Source organism: Persicobacter sp. CCB-QB2 (assembly GCF_001274635.1).
Lineage (GTDB): Bacteria > Bacteroidota > Bacteroidia > Cytophagales > Cyclobacteriaceae > Persicobacter > Persicobacter diffluens.
The window spans coordinates 908,346-926,681 of the sequence record NZ_LBGV01000001.1 but is presented as its reverse complement, the minus strand read 5'-3'; the positions used below and the strand labels follow the sequence as shown (position 1 = coordinate 926,681).

General features: G+C 41.3%; 14 protein-coding genes, 6 tRNA genes and 1 pseudogene. 8 read left to right on the top strand and 13 right to left on the bottom strand.

What is annotated here, in order from left to right:
* Positions 1-443 precede the first annotated feature (443 nt).
* From NG22_RS04275 to NG22_RS04250, 6 genes are all read right to left on the bottom strand, one after another.
* Positions 444-528 (bottom strand) — tRNA-Ser (locus tag NG22_RS04275).
* Positions 529-557: 29 nt separating this feature from the next.
* Positions 558-630: transfer RNA gene (locus NG22_RS04270), tRNA-Trp, on the bottom strand.
* A 39-nt stretch (positions 631-669) separates the two neighbouring features.
* Positions 670-747 (bottom strand) — tRNA-Val (locus NG22_RS04265).
* Positions 748-751: 4 nt separating this feature from the next.
* A tRNA-Trp gene (locus tag NG22_RS04260) sits at positions 752-827 on the bottom strand.
* Positions 828-837: 10 nt separating this feature from the next.
* Positions 838-922: transfer RNA gene (locus NG22_RS04255), tRNA-Ser, on the bottom strand.
* A gap of 28 nt (positions 923-950) precedes the next feature.
* Positions 951-1,023, bottom strand: a tRNA-Trp gene (locus NG22_RS04250).
* A 369-nt stretch (positions 1,024-1,392) separates the two neighbouring features.
* On the opposite strand from NG22_RS04250, the pseudogene brnQ (NG22_RS04245) reads away from it, so the two are divergent.
* From brnQ (NG22_RS04245) to NG22_RS04225, 5 genes and pseudogenes are all read left to right on the top strand, one after another.
* Positions 1,393-2,690, top strand: a pseudogene (gene brnQ / locus NG22_RS04245) (branched-chain amino acid transport system II carrier protein).
* Positions 2,691-2,728: 38 nt separating this feature from the next.
* The gene (gene brnQ / locus NG22_RS04235; protein ID WP_053404570.1) at positions 2,729-4,015 is read left to right on the top strand and encodes a branched-chain amino acid transport system II carrier protein; all 1,287 of its coding nucleotides are present in this window, start codon (positions 2,729-2,731) and stop codon (positions 4,013-4,015) included.
* Between the two features lie 87 nt (positions 4,016-4,102).
* Positions 4,103-4,288, top strand: coding sequence for an SEC-C metal-binding domain-containing protein (locus NG22_RS17985; protein WP_216597591.1), 186 nt, complete (start codon positions 4,103-4,105; stop codon positions 4,286-4,288).
* A gap of 244 nt (positions 4,289-4,532) precedes the next feature.
* Positions 4,533-4,955 (top strand): hypothetical protein, encoded by a 423-nt coding sequence (locus tag NG22_RS17980; RefSeq protein WP_053404569.1) that lies wholly within the window; start codon positions 4,533-4,535, stop codon positions 4,953-4,955.
* 57 nt (positions 4,956-5,012) lie between these two features.
* A complete protein-coding gene (locus NG22_RS04225; RefSeq protein ID WP_053404568.1) occupies positions 5,013-5,501 on the top strand; it encodes a hypothetical protein in 489 nt (162 codons plus the stop codon).
* On the opposite strand, the gene NG22_RS04220 is transcribed toward NG22_RS04225, so the two are convergent.
* Entirely contained in the window at positions 5,437-6,219 is a 783-nt protein-coding gene (locus tag NG22_RS04220) for an alpha/beta fold hydrolase (protein WP_172674316.1), read from the bottom strand. The two genes, NG22_RS04225 and NG22_RS04220, sit on opposite strands and share 65 nt — an antisense overlap.
* Positions 6,220-6,440: 221 nt before the next feature.
* Between NG22_RS04220 and NG22_RS04215 the strand changes: the two genes are divergently transcribed.
* Positions 6,441-6,872 (top strand): hypothetical protein, encoded by a 432-nt coding sequence (locus tag NG22_RS04215; protein ID WP_053404566.1) that lies wholly within the window; start codon positions 6,441-6,443, stop codon positions 6,870-6,872.
* Positions 6,873-7,048: 176 nt separating this feature from the next.
* Positions 7,049-9,820, top strand: a complete 2,772-nt coding sequence (leuS, locus tag NG22_RS04210; RefSeq protein ID WP_053404565.1) for a leucine--tRNA ligase — start codon at positions 7,049-7,051, stop codon at positions 9,818-9,820.
* Between the two features lie 102 nt (positions 9,821-9,922).
* Here the strand turns inward: leuS and NG22_RS04205 are convergent, their stop codons facing one another.
* The 4 genes from NG22_RS04205 to NG22_RS04190 form a co-directional block, all read right to left on the bottom strand.
* Positions 9,923-10,426 carry an RNA polymerase sigma factor gene (locus NG22_RS04205; protein WP_053404564.1) on the bottom strand — a complete coding sequence of 168 codons (504 nt, stop codon included), beginning with the start codon at positions 10,424-10,426 and terminating at the stop codon, positions 9,923-9,925.
* A 295-nt stretch (positions 10,427-10,721) separates the two neighbouring features.
* Complete coding sequence (locus tag NG22_RS04200; protein WP_157600861.1) at positions 10,722-10,952, bottom strand: hypothetical protein; 231 nt, start codon at positions 10,950-10,952, stop codon at positions 10,722-10,724.
* Between the two features lie 284 nt (positions 10,953-11,236).
* Entirely contained in the window at positions 11,237-12,115 is an 879-nt protein-coding gene (locus NG22_RS04195) for an SDR family NAD(P)-dependent oxidoreductase (protein WP_053404562.1), read from the bottom strand.
* Between the two features lie 13 nt (positions 12,116-12,128).
* Positions 12,129-13,310, bottom strand: a complete 1,182-nt coding sequence (locus NG22_RS04190; protein WP_172674315.1) for a carboxypeptidase-like regulatory domain-containing protein — start codon at positions 13,308-13,310, stop codon at positions 12,129-12,131.
* A 265-nt stretch (positions 13,311-13,575) separates the two neighbouring features.
* On the opposite strand from NG22_RS04190, the gene NG22_RS04185 reads away from it, so the two are divergent.
* Positions 13,576-15,489: an ATP-dependent DNA helicase RecQ gene (locus NG22_RS04185; protein ID WP_053404560.1), complete on the top strand. Its 1,914-nt coding sequence runs from the start codon at positions 13,576-13,578 to the stop codon at positions 15,487-15,489.
* Positions 15,490-15,895: 406 nt separating this feature from the next.
* On the opposite strand, the gene NG22_RS04180 is transcribed toward NG22_RS04185, so the two are convergent.
* Positions 15,896-16,342, bottom strand: coding sequence for a hypothetical protein (locus NG22_RS04180; RefSeq protein WP_053404559.1), 447 nt, complete (start codon positions 16,340-16,342; stop codon positions 15,896-15,898).
* 374 nt (positions 16,343-16,716) lie between these two features.
* Complete coding sequence (hemN, locus tag NG22_RS04175) at positions 16,717-18,084, bottom strand: oxygen-independent coproporphyrinogen III oxidase (RefSeq protein ID WP_053406878.1); 1,368 nt, start codon at positions 18,082-18,084, stop codon at positions 16,717-16,719.
* Positions 18,085-18,336 lie beyond the last annotated feature (252 nt).

The following is an 18,336-nucleotide window of genomic DNA, read 5'->3' as shown; positions in this document are numbered from 1 at the left end:
TTTAGTTTGCTCATAAGGTTTAATACTCTCAATAACCACCTCCGGAAGCCAAACTTATCCCCCTCTAATTTTTGTGGATTAACTCCTTAGGACAATTCACAATATTGGGGAAAAAGGGCATTCATAATAATAACCTTACATGATTATTACATCATTTAGGTGCAATAAAAAATTTTCTGAATACTAGGGATGCCTGTAATCCTATATAAAATTCAATTTTGAACGATTATTTGTATATAATTGGAATTGTAATCATTCAATATCTAACAATGTAAGTTTTCTCTTTTTTTTACATTTTTTTTCAAAAACAAAATTTTTGACTCCCTAAAAATAAGGCCATAAATCCCCAAAAAATCCCTAAGCAATTTCGTTGGTCAACTTTCTTAAGGCTTAGTCCAAAAATGAGCAAAAAAAAAGGCTGTTTAGAACTAAACAGCCTTGTGCAGAGAGGAAGGGATTCGAACCCTCGAGGGCGTGAACCCAACACGCTTTCCAGGCGTGCGCCTTAAACCGCTCGGCCACCTCTCTAAGAATAATAATAAATGTCAAATTATGTGCACGGGAGGTAGGACTCGAACCCACAGCCAATGGTTTTGGAGACCACTACTCTACCAATTGAGCTACACCCGTGTAAATATACAAAAATCCTTTTGATTTTTGCTTTGATGATGGTGGGCCCTACTGGATTCGAACCAGTGACCCCCTGCTTGTAAGGCAGGTGCTCTGAACCAACTGAGCTAAGAGCCCGGAATGGCACGGGAGGTAGGACTCGAACCCACAGCCAATGGTTTTGGAGACCACTACTCTACCAATTGAGCTACACCCGTGTATATCCAGCAGAGAGGAAGGGATTCGAACCCTCGAGGGCGTGAACCCAACACGCTTTCCAGGCGTGCGCCTTAAACCGCTCGGCCACCTCTCTGTAAAATATCATCAAAAATAATTATGTGCACGGGAGGTAGGACTCGAACCCACAGCCAATGGTTTTGGAGACCACTACTCTACCAATTGAGCTACACCCGTTCATCATTTTAAAAGGAGAAAACCCCTCTCGTGCTTTCCTACGGGCGTTTCCCGTAATGCGATGCAAACATAGGGACTTCTTTTGTAACGACAAAATCCCCGAAATCATTTTTTTTACCCGAGATGCCAGAACAAGCGCTAAGCTTCATTTAAAGAAGTGAAAGCCACCAACTTTAACAGACTGAAAAAAAATAAAAAAAAATCCATAGGAAAACGGTTTGGTTTTTGATTAAAAGCATAAAATATGGGTTTTTTACCCACAAACTTAAAAGGTTGTTTGGTGATTTTGTAATATTGCATTACGATTTGATCATAAATACAAAAAAACAAAATCTTCCTTTGCTTTAATCAAAGGGAACACATTTGAGGATGAATTCATTACGGAAAGACACATTAATTGCTGGATTGGCGCTTTTCGCCATGTTTTTTGGTGCGGGAAATTTAATATTTCCTCCATCTATCGGTTTTACTTCAGGCACAGCCTGGCTTCCTAGTTTATTAGGTTTTTTAATTACAGGCGTTGGATTGATTCTGCTCGGTATTATTAGTGTAGCAAAATCAGGAGGAACCGTAGATACATTTTCCGAAAGAGTAGCGCCCTGGTTCGGGAAATTTCTGGGTACGCTAATTATTCTGGCTATTGGACCGATGCTAGCAATTCCAAGAACGGGTGCGGTAACTTATGAATTAGCTTTTCAGCCTCATTTTGATGTTCCGGTATGGCTTGTCACCGCTGGATTCTTTTTAATTACCTTAATTTTCTCCATCAAACCTCAGGGAATTATTGATCGCATTGGTCAGATATTGGCGCCGGTCCTCGTATTTGTGATGACTGTAATTGTGGTCATTGGTATTTTTGACCCTGTTGGAAGTCCGGCCGATAAAGGACTGGAGAGTGCATTTGCACAGGGTTTTACTGATGGCTACCAAACCATGGATGTATTGGCAGCCATTCTTTTCGGTGGATTAACCTTCGCTGGCCTTAAATCAAAAGGATACTCCAAATTCAGCGACCAATTGTCTATCACCATTAAAGCTGGTTTGATCGCGGCAAGCGGCCTGACCTTTATTTACGGGGGGCTGCTTTACATTGGCGCCACCTTCTCGGGAGCGGACCTTCCGGCAGATATAGCGACCTCCCAATTGCTTTTATCAATTATCGAAAGTATCCTTGGCCAGGCAGGTCTTATCCTTTTAGGGATAGCGATTACCTTTGCCTGTCTCACCACTTCGGTAGGACTTTCCGCTACGGTGGGCGAATTTTTCCATAAACTTTCCGGTGGGAAAATTCCATACAGTGCGTTAGTCGTAGCGACTTGTTTATTCAGTTGGTACTTCTCCATTCAGGGGTAGACAGCTTAATAAAGGTAGCAGTGCCAGTACTATCTATCCTGTATCCGGTAACCATTGCGTTAATCTTCCTTAATTTACTAGGTGACTTCCTGCCAGACTGGGCATTTAAAGTAGTTACTTTCAGCACCCTGCTTCAAAGTACGCTTTCTCAAATTTCATTTGGTGAAGAATTCCAATTTGTGGGTTCGATTATTTCCGACACCCTTCCAATGGTACTGTATCCCGGACTTGCCGTAATGGTCATTGCCCTTTCACTTTCTAAAAGGCAAAAAAACAAAACTGCATTAGAGACAGAGTCCACAAAAATCCAGTAAGGATTATTCCATTACACAAATGCCCTTAATACTTTAAAATGGGAAAACTTTATAATAAAAATACGACAACAAGAGACACGATCATCCTTGGCTTTGCTTTCTTTGCGACTATGTTTGGCGCTGGGAACCTCATCTTTCCATTAGGATTGGGACATGCTTCGGGTTCCGACTGGACGACTGCGGCTTTAGGTTATTTATCTTCAGATGTCGGATTAACTATCCTGGGTGTAATCGCCATTTTCAAAGCAGGAGGCTCTTCCCTGAAAATGGGGGAAAAAGTTCATCCTAAATTTGGCCTCTTCATTGAGGGCATTATTATAATTTGTTTAGGCCCTTTGATTGCCATCCCCAGAAATGGTGCCTTAACTTATGAATTGGTATTTCAAAATACGATTCCAGGCCTCAGTGCCCTGATGTTTGCGGCCATCTACTTTTCCATCACTTTGTTTTTTGTGATTAAACCTACCGGGATTATGGAAAAGATTGGGAAGTATTTAGCCCCTACTTTAATTGGCTTAGTCGCCATTATCATTTTCAAGGGTGTATTTTTTCCGATTAATGAAATCGCAGAACCTTCTCTGGAAGGAGACATTTTCCGAAAGGGGTTCCTGGAGGGCTACCAGACTATGGATGCCCTGGGAACGGTGTTCATGGGTGCCGTCCTGATTGCGGCGCTTCACGAAAAAGGGTATACCGACAAGAAAAAAATCATCAAAATTGGGGTAAATGCTGGATTGATTGCCGGTGGATTACTTGGTTTTGTTTATGGTGGAGTCCTTTTCCTTGCCTCAAACATGAGTGGCCAAATGCCTGCGGAAGCCAGCAGACCGGATTTGTTAGCCAACCTCATTCAGCAAATCTTAGGGGCAGAAGGAAAGTTCATGATGGATATTGTCATTGCAGTTGCTTGTCTCTCTACTTCCATCGCCCTGACTGCCATCACAGGCAATTTCTTTGAGAAACATTCTAATGGGAAAATACCCTACAAACCGGTCGTAATCATTACCGTCATTATTTCCATCTTCCTGACCTCTATTGGCCTGGATAAAATAATTGTTTTTGCTGGCCCTATTCTTAGCATATTATACCCGGTAACCATTAGTCTGATTTTGCTTTATATTTTCGATAGATTCATTATATTTAATTGGATTTATCCGATAGCGATCTTTGGGGTATTAATTTACAGTATTCATGATACTTTAACCGGCATGGGCCTCATTCCAATTAACATTTTTGGAATACCAAGCTGGTTATGGATGGTGGTTTGCTTTTCTGCACTGTTATTGCCCATCAGGACATTCCGACAGCAGCTCGTTAAAAAATAACTTACAAGCACCATCCTTATGATGGTGCTTGTATTTTACCCGGGAATATTCGCTCATTTTTTAGTTATCATTAAAAGCTTTTTGATTATGGACGAATCGTATTTAAGACTAATCGGCATTCTGATTTTTGGGTTAATTTTAGTAGCCGTACTCCTTTATTTCTATCGAAAACAAAACGGTGGAGAAGATAAGAACACCATTCCCAAAGTACACCGAAATGATCCATGCCCCTGTGGTAGTGGAAAAAAGTATAAGCAGTGTTGCGGAAAATAATTCATTAAAAGGTCTTATTTAAAGACCTTTTATAATTTGTTTTTAATCTATCGCGCGATTTTATTTAAATCTCAAATATTCCCAATCCTAGTCCTTTACAAAAACCACCCCCTCCGTTCCTTACCCCTATTCGCTATATTTTTTTCAGGAAAAAAATCAAAACAACTTACTTTAATGTTATTTTAATCCATATTCATGAAAAAAATTATTTCGTTACTATGTTAAAACATACACCTATTTTGACATGCTCCTACTTGACGAACCCTTTGCCCGTATTGAAATCAACCCCCGGCACAAAGCCATTGAACTAATTTGGAAAAGAGATTTTCATACATCTGAATACCATAAAACGGTAGAATTTGCTTTCCAGGCTTTAGCCAAGTATAAAGTTTCTCGTTGGATCTCCGATTTTAGGCTACTGGAACGTCAACCTCAAATCAAAAACGTCCACATTCCTTTGAATAGAACAAAATTAACCAAGATACCCACTATTGAAATGGTTTTTATTGCAGGAACTAAGCCTACTCATATAGAATATTGCGTCATGATCGCAGATCAGCTCGAAAGGAAATTCCCAAACCTCACTATAAAAATCGTAAATCACAGAAGAAACGAAAACCGATGGTTCACGCATCTTTTCGGCTACTTTCATTTAATGAATTTCTAATGTTGTAACCTGAAATTATAAATAAGATTAGTTATATTCAGCATCAAACACTACAATATGACTATCTTTAAATCTAGCAAAGCACATATTTTATATAATCTCCAACTAAAAGCAGTCGAACTCATATGGCTAAATAATTTTAATGAAAAAGATTATATAGAAATGATAAGAAAAGGTTATGACTTCATGGAGAAACACAACCTCAGTCGTTGGATTACCGATTTCACCCAAATTGATCAGGCTCCTCAACCCTACTCCAATCACCTTTTTATTTATCAGAAATCTATAATTGAAAAATATGAGAAATTTGAATTAGTCTTTATCACAGGCTACAAACCACAATTTCAAACCTTTGGAGAAAACACGGCAAATATGCTGGAATCGAAAATCAGGAATATTGATGTAACAATTGCTGTAAACCGAAAAAACACTGACCAATGGTTTAGAAAGAGAGGCAGGAATTATATTTTTACAAAGAAAATCACGGATTTGGCAAGTACTTCATTAATATTTCTTTCACCAAATCATACTGGGTCCAGGGAATAAAATGATTCTCATTCTCCAGACTAATAACCTCCAGCCAATCCCCCTGATAAACCTCCTTCAGAAAAGCAACATTCTTAAAAGGCACCAGACTGTCCTTTTTCCCATGAATGACCATGATGGGAACCCGCAAACTCCTCCATTGATTAGTCATTAATTCCAATTCCGATCGGTGATGAATTTTCTCCAAATTCGCCACTTTAAATGAACCTGGCAACACCCACCTAAAAGGCTTCCAGTCCATCGGCTTATTGAACCAGAATACTTTTTCATGCGCAGGGTCTAAAGCTGGCGCCAATAAAATTAACCGTTCTATGGGCAAATCCGGGAAATCCATCGCCAACTTACAGGCAATGGGTCCTCCATAAGAATGCCCAACTAAAAAAATACGATCATAATTTCCATGATCCATGATCAACTCCTTCACTCCTTTCGCCTGCTTTCCAATGGAGGGCTCTGCCTTACCATAACCGGAGAAGCCATAACCTTCTCGATCCAAGGTAATCAAAGTGGCCCTATTACTTAAAGCTTCTTCCTTCATATAGCTTAAAAAAGCATCCAGAGACCCCGGCGCACCATGAATGAAGACCAATAGGTTTTGTGGAGAATTACCAATTTTCATATAATGTAAGGGATGCTCCCTATTAGAAGAAATACCAAAGACAGGCTGAGCGAGTTGCCCTTTAAAATCTTTCAATATTTTAGTTTCAGAAGTTCTCATTTTCATGCAAGAGGTGAAAATCAATGAAATGACAATAAATAGCACATTGAAAATAAACGAACTTACATTCCTTACCGATGATTTTTTACAAATAGTAAAGAAACCGATATAATTTTTCATAAATAAAGACGAATAAATCACATCACTACAACTTTTAAAAATGAAACAAAAATCAATTAATCACATAAGATAACTTAATGTAATTTAGGAATTTGGATCGGATGATTGTTTTTCAAACTGAATATGTAGACCTTATTTATAACACGGAATTCCAGGCGGTTGAGCTAATATGGAAAGGTGTATTTACTACAGAGGAATACCAAAAAACCGTGGATGAGGCCCTGCGGCTAATGCGCGTAAAAAAGCTGAGTCGATGGATCTCCGATTTAAGAGGCTTACCCAGCCCCCCGGATCATTCCCTGACATGGATTGGTCAACAGCGCTTTGAACGGGTCCGAAAAATCCCGGCTATGGAAGTCATTTTAATCACCGGCACCAAGGCCTCAGTAATGATATATGGACAAAAGATGGCCGATATCTTAGACAAAAAGTTCCCAAACGCTCACATCCAATTGGAGATCAACAGAAAAAACACTCACCTTTGGTTCCAGTCACCCTACCAAAACACCTATCGTCACCCCTCCATGATATAAAGCGACAATATAGCTCCTCAAACCGCTACAGGCTTGCGTCGGCAAAGCCTTCTCCCGCAGTCAGAATACCTTCCTGCGAATTTTATTCTCCGCCAAAAAGTTCTATTTTTACGGCCAAACTGGGTTTATAGCACCCTATCAATTGGAAATTATTATACCATAAATCAATAGATCTAATGGCTGAATACAATTTCAGAGCAACTGAAAAGAAATGGCAGCAGATTTGGAAAGAACAACAGACCTATAAGGCGGATGTTGATGCTTCCAAGCCAAAGTTTTATACCCTGGACATGTTCCCCTATCCTTCCGGTGCTGGTTTGCACGTTGGACACCCACTAGGGTACATTGGTTCCGATATCGTGGCGCGTTACAAAAAATTGAAAGGTTTCAATGTTTTGCACCCAATGGGATTTGACTCTTTCGGTTTGCCTGCTGAGCAATATGCTATTCAGACCGGTCAGCACCCTGCCAAAACCACGGAGGACAATATCGCCCGTTACAAAGAGCAGTTGGCCAACATTGGATTCTCTTTTGATTGGGATAAAGAAGTAAGAACTTCTGATGCTTCCTATTACAAGTGGACGCAGTGGATCTTCATGCAGCTTTTTGATGCCTATTATGATCATGCTGCCGACAAGGCCAAGCACATCAATGAGCTGATCGCCATCTTCGAAAAAGAAGGTAATGCGACGGTGGATGCTTCCTGCGATGAGGACACGCCTGCATTTACTGCAGCAGAATGGAATGCCTTTAGCGAAAAGGAGCAGTCGGATATGTTGTTGAAATACCGATTGACTTATTTGGCAGATGCAGTAGTGAACTGGTGCCCTGAATTGGGAACGGTATTGGCCAACGACGAAGTGGTGAATGGCGTTTCTGAGCGTGGTGGCTATCCGGTAGAGCGCAAGCTGATGAAACAGTGGATGATGCGCATCACGGCTTATGCAGAGCGTTTATTGACGGGCCTGGAAGAGATTGATTTCTCCGAGTCTTTAAGAGAAATGCAACGTAACTGGATTGGAAAATCCAAAGGTTGTTCGCTTCACTTCAAGGTGGATGAAAAGCCGGAATTGGATTTGGAAGTATTTACGACGCGTGTAGATACCGCTTTCGGAGTAACTTTCATGACCATTGCCCCGGAGCATGAATTGATCGAAACCCTGACTTCCGAAGCACAGAAAGCAGCCGTGGACGCTTATGTGGAAATGGCGAAAAACCGTTCCGAGCGCGAGCGTATGTCGGATGTAAAAACCATTTCCGGTGTATTCACAGGTTCTTATGCGATCAATCCATTCAATGGTGAAAAAATTCCGATCTGGATTGCTGATTACGTATTAGCCGGTTACGGAACAGGTATCGTAATGGCGGTTCCTTGTTCGGACACCCGTGATTTCGCTTTCGCGAACCATTTCGGCTTGCCGGTTATTCCGGTACAGGAAGGTAAGCATACCGATATCGCACAGGATGATTTCGATCCTAAGGCGGGTAAGATGATCAACTCCGGCTTCCTGAATGGGATGGAAGTGTCTGAGGCCATCAAAGCAGCGATCAACTGGGTAGAGGAAAAAGGTTTGGGTAAAGGTAAGGTGAATTACAGGATCCGTAATGCCGTATTCAGTCGCCAGCGTTATTGGGGAGAGCCCGTACCGGTTTACTTCGAAAATGGTATTCCTAAATTGATGAAGGAATCTGAATTGCCATTAGAACTTCCGGCAATTGATGAGTATAAACCAACCGCTACAGGAGAGCCACCACTGGGCCGTGCAGCGGACTGGACTTATAACGGCCTACCTTATGAATTGTCTACCATGCCGGGCTGGGCAGGTTCTTCCTGGTACTTCCTGCGTTATATGGATCCGCACAATGAGGAGAAATTCGCCGATGCGGAAGCCTTGAAATACTGGAATCAGGTAGACCTTTATGTAGGTGGAGCAGAGCACGCCGTAGGTCACTTATTATACAGCCGTTTCTGGACGAAATTCTTGTTTGATATGGGCTTCCTGAACTTCGAAGAACCCTTCAAAAAGCTGATCAACCAGGGCATGATTCAGGGACGTTCCAACTTCGTTTATCGTGTGAAAGGAACGAACCAATTCGTGTCTTACGGTTTGAAGAAAGATTACGAAGTGGATCCATTGTATGTGGATGTGAACATCGTGTCCAATGATGTATTGGATTTGGAGGCCTTCAAAAAATGGCGTCCGGATTATGCCAATGCGGAATTCATTTTGGAAGATGGCAAATATGTATGTGGTGCGGAAGTAGAGAAAATGTCCAAGTCCAAATACAATGTCGTGAATCCGGATGATATCATCGAGCGCTATGGCGCAGATACTTTCCGTATGTACGAGATGTTCCTGGGGCCATTGGAGCAATTCAAGCCATGGAACACCAACGGTATTGACGGCGTTTACAAATTCTTGCGTAAATTCTGGAACTTGTTCCATGAAGGCGATGATTTCGTAGTAACCGATGAAGAGCCTACCAAAGCGGAATTGAAAGCTTTGCATGCGACCATCAAGAAGGTGACTTACGATCTTGATCACTATATCTTCAACACTTCCGTTTCGCAATTCATGATTGCCACTAACGAATTGGGGGGCATGAAATGTAAAAAGCGCGCGATTCTGGAGCAATTAGTGGTATTGATTGCCCCTTATGCCCCACACATTGCAGAAGAATTGTGGGCAAAATTAGGCCATACCGAATCGGTAACCATTGCCGCTTTCCCAGAATTCAATGAAAGCTATTTGGTGGAAGATGAGAAGCTTTACCCGATCATGATCAACGGTAAAAAGCGTGCGGAAATCACGGTTTCGGCTTCCGCTAAGCCAAATGAAATCCAGGAGATCGCTATGCAGCAGGAAGCGGTAATTCGCTGGATGGAAGGCAAGCAACCGAAAAAGGTGATTGTAGTACCGAATAAAATTGTGAACATCGTACTTTAAGTACTTCACTACAAGAAGTATCAATAACAAAAAGCCCGGGAATGATCTTTCCCGGGCTTTTTTAATTGGCTAATTTATTACCCCATCCTATATTAACGCTCATCACTCCTTTTTCACCTTGTCCTTCAAAACCTTCCTTGCCAAATGAATCCTGTTCTTCACAGTTCCAATGGGCAGGCTCAATTTCTCCCCAATTTCCAAATAACTAAATCCCTGAAAATAGAGCATAAAGGGCATGCGGTATTGATCGTCTAATTTATCAATTTCCTTCTTGATTTCTTCTACCGCTATTCTGCTATCCGCCAGGTTTTTATTGGCCCCCCCTTTCCAGGCCAGGAAAGCATCCAAAGAATCCGTATGATCAAACTGCTCTCCTCTTCGTTTATCGCTTTGATATTGGGAGAAAAAAGTGTTTTTCAATATCACCAATAGCCAGGCCTTTAGATTAGTCCCGCTTTTAAATTTGTCCCGACCCTTAAATGCTTTGATAAGGGTTTCTTGTACCAAATCCTGAGCAGCATCATAATCCTTCGTAAATTTATAAGCCGTGGCATAAAGCTGTGATTCGTATTGATGCAATCCTTTCTCGAAATCCATATCTTCCATTGCTAAAATTTTTGCTTATAGCGTGTTTATAAGCCATAATTCGCAGCGAAAATTTGAAATATTGGAAAAGCGATAAAGGACCATTTTGAGCGATTAGCATCGCTATTGTTGAGAAATTATCCAAGATCGCTGGGAATAATTCGAATTCGCAGCCGGATACTGTGCTTTTAAACACGCTTTTATACCAAAAAATCGGCTTGTACGGAGGAGGGTTGCAGGAAAACCGTAAATATTTAAAAAGAATATAGGAAAACCGCTAACGGGCAATAACATTTGATGACTGAATAAAAAAAGCTTATTCCAGCAGTCTCTTAGCCTCTATTAATAATTGCATCATATTCAGATAATCTCTCAACTGAAAGATTTCTGCTTTGACTCTAATCAATTCCGGCCCCACAAAAGATGGAGCTAAATGAAGGGAAATTATCATTAACACGTCCAAACGAGCCTCCACTTCCTCCGGACTGGCCTCATAATGAATTAAAAGATTGGCGGATATTCTGCCTGATCCCTTTCTTAGGATCAAATGATTCAGGATGGTATTTTTTGCATTATTCACAGAAACACAACCCAAAAAAAATAAAAATGGTTCTTTTAAACTTCAAGCATTTTACTTCTACTCAAATCACCTGATTGGGTGTAAGGATAAATTGAAGGGATAGTCTCCTAATGTTAACATTGCCATAGAAGAAGTATAATGGAAAGCATATAGCATCCCCGAGCTTGATTTATTAACCTGCTTGGCATTTTTCCACAAACCCTTACCATTAAGATGATCGCTACCTGAAAATAGAAGGGGATAATGCGAATTTAAATAGATTTTCCCTCTATCAGCTCAATCCCCCATTCCCACAAGGCCGCTGCTAATCGGTCATCATGAGCACTGGCGCCCACTTCCACTTTTTGAGCTCCACCAAACCATTGCTGAAAACCCGCAGGACCATAACAATCACCGCCAGTGGCCTCCACATCTGTTAATGCTAACATAATAGGCAAAGCCCCTGCTTCCGGAGATTGGCCAAAACGCAAGGCAACCGGCACCATCCATTGAGGTAAATTCCTGCCAATGTTCGTCCTGCTAATCCCCGGATGCGCGTTTACTGCCACAGTAGAGATTCCCATGCCTTGAAAAGCCTTATTCAGACTCCTGCTCAGGAGGAGATTGGCCAATTTACTATGGCTATAATTCCTGACAGGATGATAATGAGCGGATTGCAATATATTGCGAAATTCAAAGGGAAACCAACGATGGGCAATACTACTCACGTTCACGATTCGCCCTACGCCGCCCTCCTGAAAAAGTGGAAAAAGGAATTTCATCAAAGCAAGATGCCCTAAATAATTCACTCCAAATTGGGATTCCACCCCCTCCTCGGTTACCATATAAGGCCCAAACATTTTACCGGCATTATTCACGATATAATCAGGCTTATTCGCACCCGCCAAAACCTCTTCTGCAGCATTGTGCACTGAAGTGAGACTACTCAAATTCATCCGAATGAGCCCCACTTTCCCTTTAGGAAATAAAGTTAACAGCTTTAATCTCGCTTCCTCTGCCCTTCTCAACTCCCTGCATAGCATAATAATATTAGCCTGAGCCTTCAGCAAATGCTCCGCCAAGGCGTAACCCAATCCTGAATTAGCGCCGGTGATCAAAACCGTTTTACCTTTTAATTCCTCCACGTTCATTATGAATGCTAGTTTAATCCATAAGAGGTTGCCCTAAAAGTAAGTAATTATAATGATCCCAAAAATTTGGAATTTCTTTCACGGATTGTGTATACAACGGCTTATCCATATCTACCCGAATACCAACACTTTCCAGCTTTTTATCCTCCTGAAGAATTACATCATTGACAAAAAATTCACGGTATTGTGAGATCTCTGCGATCTCTTCTCCATTAAAAATCTTGAAATAATTCATGTAGGACAAATATTTCAGGTACATTAAACCGTCAATGTCCTGATATTCCAGATTCAACTCATACCACTTTTGCTTATCCAGCTTTTTCGTCACAAAATATTTGTAATTGATCTTCATGACTGCATGATCTTTCACCCTTACGAAAATTTGCCCCTTCACATCAACATGCCAATAGTTAAGTGAAGGGTTCGGCTGAATGGAAATCACGTAAACCTCATCCTCTCCGATATAAGTATAATAATCCAACTCAAAATAGTAAGAAGAATTCCACATCGTATCAAAAGTACCCATAAAAGGCACAGAACGTCCGTGGTTTCGCAGGGGATCATGAAAAATCATACTCGCAAATTCATTGCCCCTTAGACTTGGCAAAACGCCATGTAGCAAAATTTTGGAAGTATCATGCTCATATTCCTTTACATATTTCTTATAATTCTTCTCGTAAGAATCACTTAAACGAATTTGCTCCATCCTCACCTCAATCTTGTCATCCGGCTTTTTAAAGCCAGGATCCAGTATATCCATCGCTCCCTCCAAAAAACAGATGTAGCCCCCTTTTTTCTTTCTGAGATAGTCACGATAATAGCCCTTTAAAGCAAATGGCTTTTGAGGATAATTTTTGCGCACATTTTGAGCGGCTTTTTTCAAAATTCTTTCCGGGGTAATTTTCATATCTCCCACCACCACTTCAGTAAGCATTTTGGTGGAAGATACCAAAGTCAAAGTTAATGGGGCATTGGAAGATTTTTCAGGCACAGGATAATATCCATATTCATATCCTACAGAATGAACACATAGGGAATCTCCCCTATTTGACTCTACAGAAAAACGGAAAAAACCTTCCTCATTGGCTACTGTCCCAACGGAGGTACCACACACTTCCACGGTGGCAAAAGGAATAGGATTATTGGAATCTGCCTCCACAACCTGCCCGCGCACAATAATAGTATCTTGTGCCAAAATCGGAACCGATTGAAAAAACGATACCATCAAAAAACAAATAAAGGTTAAGCTGCTTCTCATAGTTGGCCCATGTAAATTCAGGTCACGCTTCTTATTTTAATAGAAAGCGCTTCCCTGATTACACGCAAAATCATTTTTCGGTAATTGGAGGAATTTTTCAACCACAAATAAAGATTACGTAATTTTACTGCCGCATCATTTTGTTTTCCTCACAACGAATTTAATTTTTTTTTAAAATTTTAACAAAAGTTACTTCACCTTCATGCCATCTCAAGCGAAAAAAATCTTAAAACAATATTGGGGCTATAGTCAATTCCGACCTTTGCAGGAGGACATCATCCAATCCGTTTTGGAAGGGCACGATACGCTGGCGCTGTTACCTACTGGGGGTGGAAAATCAATTTGTTTTCAGGTTCCAGGCCTTGTTTTAGGGGGATTAACGCTGGTGATCTCTCCGCTAATTGCACTAATGCAGGATCAGGTGAGTCAATTAAAAAAGAGGGGAATTAAAGCCGCCGCCATTTTTTCGGGGATGAGCAGTAAAGAAATTGACATTACATTGGATAACTGTCGTTTTGGTGATATTTCTTTTTTATACATTTCTCCGGAAAGAATCCAAAGTCCTGTTTTTAAGGAGCGCGTACTGCACATGCCCGTGCGACTCGTTGCCGTAGACGAGGCTCACTGTGTTAGTCAATGGGGTTATGATTTCCGACCTCCCTACCTGCAAATTCCGGACTTAAGAAGTATTTTCCCTAAGGTACCCGTCATCGCCCTCACTGCAACAGCCACCCCACAGGTACAACAGGATTTACTACAAAAATTACAGCTGGTACAGGCGCGAGTTTTTAAAAAATCATTTGCCCGGGACAATCTGGCCTACCACGTACGCATGGTAGAAGACAAAGGCAATAAAATGCTGACGGCCTTACAAAATATCCCCGGAACCGCCATTGTCTACATGCGTTCCCGTCAAAAATGTGAACAAATCGCCGCCTGGCTTCAAAGCAAACAAATCTCTGCGGACTATTATCATGCAGGCCTGAGTGGTGAAATAAGAAGTAAAAAACAGGAGGCTTGGATCAATGACCAAATACGGGTAATGGTGGCCACCAACGCCTTTGGAATGGGTATTGACAAGCCGGATGTAAGGCTTGTAATCCATTTGGATCTTACAGATAATTTAGAATCTTATTATCAAGAAGCAGGAAGGGGCGGAAGAGATGAACAAAAAGCCTTTGCCCTGACCCTTTACAACCAGCAGGACATAAACCGGCTGGAACAAAGATGGAGGGATAGTCAACCTTCAGCCAAAACCATCCGGACCGTTTACCAGGCCATTGCTAATCATTATAAAATTGCCATAGGCGCTGCCAAATTGGCCAGCTTTCCGTTCGACCTGCCAGCCTTTTGCGAAAAATTCAAGCTCTCCCCTATTCAGGTACACCATGCCATGAAACGCCTGAGTGATTTAGGATACATTCAACTCTCGGAAAGTGTTTGGAAACCCAGCCGATTGAGCTTCCTGTGTAACCCCAAACAAATGTATGAGCTACAGGTAAAGAATACTGAAATTGATCAAATTACCAAGGCATTACTACGCAAACATGGAGGAATGCTCTATGGGGAATATGTGAATATTAATGAAAAACGCCTGGCAAAAAGCCTTCAACTCAAAGCGGACTTAGTCATCAATATACTCAAAAGGCTTCACCAAATGGGGATGGTAGATTATCAAGCGCAATCCGAGGCAGCGACCCTCACTTTTTTAGAAGCGCGGCATGATGCACTCAACCTTCCCCTTTCCATGGAGGAGAGTAAAAGAAAAGCGCAGCAAGAAAGAAAAAAGCTAGATGCAGTGCTCCTTTATGCGGATGAGGCCGTCAGGTGTCGTCAAAAAGTTTTGCAGGAATATTTCGGAGAGGAAAATGTAAAGGATTGCGGACAATGTGATCGATGCCTGGAACGTAAGCAAACCACCAAAACAGAAGAGGTGAATGAAGAAACCATGCGCTCCTCCCTTTTAAAGGCACTGGCCAATGGCCCCTTACCTTTAGAGGAATTATTTGCCCTTACTGCGGAGGGTAACGAAGACAACTTCAAAACTGCTGTCCAAAAGCTCCTTAGAGAGGGCAGTCTCTTTTATAATGAGGCAGGGAAGATTGATAGAAAGTAACGGGAGCCTAAGTTGAACTAGGAATGAATAATTCGGATAAAACACCCTTTAAGCCGAATTATTCACCGTTACTTTTAGAGCATGCTTAAAAGCCAAAATTCGCAGCGAAAATTTGATTATTGCAGAAGGGATACCCGATTATTTTAAGAAAATAGCAGCGCTATTGTTGAGCAATTACCCAAAATCGCTTCCAGGCATTCGAATTTGCAGCCGGATGGTGCGTTTTGAAACATGCTCTTATTAAGTCAGGCTGAACAGCTATATCTCGGTACGTTGAGATGGATTTTGCTGATTTTCTAACCGCTCTAATTGGGCCATCAGAAACTCAATAGACGAGATCATAACTAATTGAAAAATAGTCTATTGAGGTGAATTCTAAACCTAGCGATGAATAATTCTGATAAAACTACACCACCTGATCTAGTTCTAAAAGAGAGGTATCAGGATAGCGTTCCTGGATCAATTTAAGAATACGCTGCCCATTTTTCATATTGGTAAAAAACTCATGTTGAGAGCCATCGGGCAGAACAATATTGATATAAAAAACGGAATGCCAGGATCGCTCCCCTTTGCGGGCAAGATGATAGGCCACCTGTTTAATATTTTCATGATCTGTTAGCGATTTATATAACTTTTGGTCCCCTAATTCCCACCAGGCCCAGACAAAATTCCCAGCTAGGAACAACATGCCCAACCAAAATGCCAGCCTTAATGCCGGCGCTTTAATTTCTGCCATATTCAAAGAAAAGAAGACGCCCACCAACAGCAGTATACCGAATAGTCCCACCAGCAATATCACCCAGCGTAACTGTCGGTCCTTGCGATCCAACAATTGTATTAATTCATCCCTCATACATTACAGGAACCATCTCAATTATAGAATTGATTGGACCGGAAACATTTACTTTTTATCCTCCACAAATCTCTCCTAAAAACAAAAGGCCTTCGTTCTCACGAAAGCCTTCTTTGATTTTTATACATAGCTTTAGGTTGTGCTTAACCCGAATTATTCACCGCTAAACTCACCAACTAAATCCAAGTGCCTTATTTTCAATTTATTACAACTTGTGTTCATTGATTTATAATAGCCTAAATTTGGGCGAGCTTGCTTTCTCCTCATTCATCTGTTTCGTTGGAAAAAACTCAAAACAGGAAACTATTCTTTCAATTTTTTCCGCCTTACTGCTAAACGAGGATCTAAGCATGAATATTTCGGCTTAACACGCGCTAAATGGATTTACTGAAAATAGGCTGATCTGCCGCAATCTTTCTGGCGCGCAAACGAGTATCAAATACCATACAGACATTCCGGATAAAGGCGATTCCGGGCACGGTCATCTCCAATCGGTCATCCTTCAAAGTCAAAATACCCTCTGCTTCAAAGGTGTCCAACTGCTCCATGCAGCCTTCATCAAGTGTTGCTTTTATCGCAGGACTAAGGTCAAGGGCATTATGACAGATTAACTCCAAAATAGCCTCCCGAATGACCAAATCTTCCTCCGTTAGAAAATGACCTTTAATTAACCCTACACCATTTTCTTCCACAGCTTTTTGATAGTCCTCCACTTTCTTTTCAGTTTGTGCGAAAGCAGTCCAGGCATCAGAAATAGAAGAACAACCCAGGCCAATCATTAAATCGGTCTGATTGGTGGTATACCCCATGAAATTCCGGTGTAATCGGTTTTCTTTAAAGGCTTGGTATAAACTATCTCCCTCAAGCGCAAAATGATCCATCCCGATATCATGATAGCCCATGGCCAACAGCCCCTGTTTACCGGCTTCATATAAAGCGCGTTTCTCCGCATCCGTGGGAAGGTCATTTTCATCGTAGGCACGCTGCCCTTTTGCCGTCCATGGAACGTGCGCATAGGAATAAAAAGCGATGCGATCCGGCTTTAGATCTTTTATTTTAGCCAGTGTATCCTGAATAATTTCTACTGTCTGAAAAGGCAGACCGTAGACCAGGTCAAAATTCACGGAATTATATCCGTGCTTCCGGGCATATTGTGTTGCGGATACCACATGCTTATAGGGCTGAATGCGATTAATGGTCGTCTGCACCTTTAAGTCAAAATCCTGCACCCCATAGCTTACCCGATTAAAACCTATTTCCGCTAATACCTTCAGGTGCTCCTCCGTGGTATTGTTCGGGTGACCTTCAAAAGAATAATCCTTCTCCTCGGGCACCACAACCGTTTCAAAAATCTGCCCAAATAAGTGCTTTAAATTTTCAGGAGAAAAGAAGGTAGGCGTCCCACCACCAACGTGAATTTCTCTCAGCACAGGCTTTTCGGGCAAATTCTCTAAATAGAATTTCCACTCTTTCAAAACGGCTTCCAAATAAGGCTCCTCTACCCGGTGATTTTTGGTAATGCGCTTGTTACACCCACAATAGGTACACAAATTCTCACAAAATGGCAGATGCACATAAACACTAATCCCCTTGTCTGAGTTGGTCGCTACAAAAGTTTTCCGTACCGCCTCCAACCATTGCTCCACAGATGGCGCATCCTCTTCCCAAAACGGGACAGTTGGATAAGAGGTATATCTTGGTGCCGGAACATTATATTTTTTTATGAGTGCCTTATGGTCCATTTTCGATCCTTTATTTTCAGGAATATTTTTTCCTGTCAGAAACAATTTCAAATTGAAAATCAAATATCCTAAGAATATGGGGAAAAGCCATTATGGCATCTCATCAATTTTAAGATTCCGGCATTTCGCTCCCTCAATACCTTTAATATGTTATATTCAAAGGAAGAAAAATAAAATTCACGAATAGCAAAAAACAATTTTATCAAATATCCCAATCCGGTAAAAAACAATCGAATATCATGTTTTGCCACG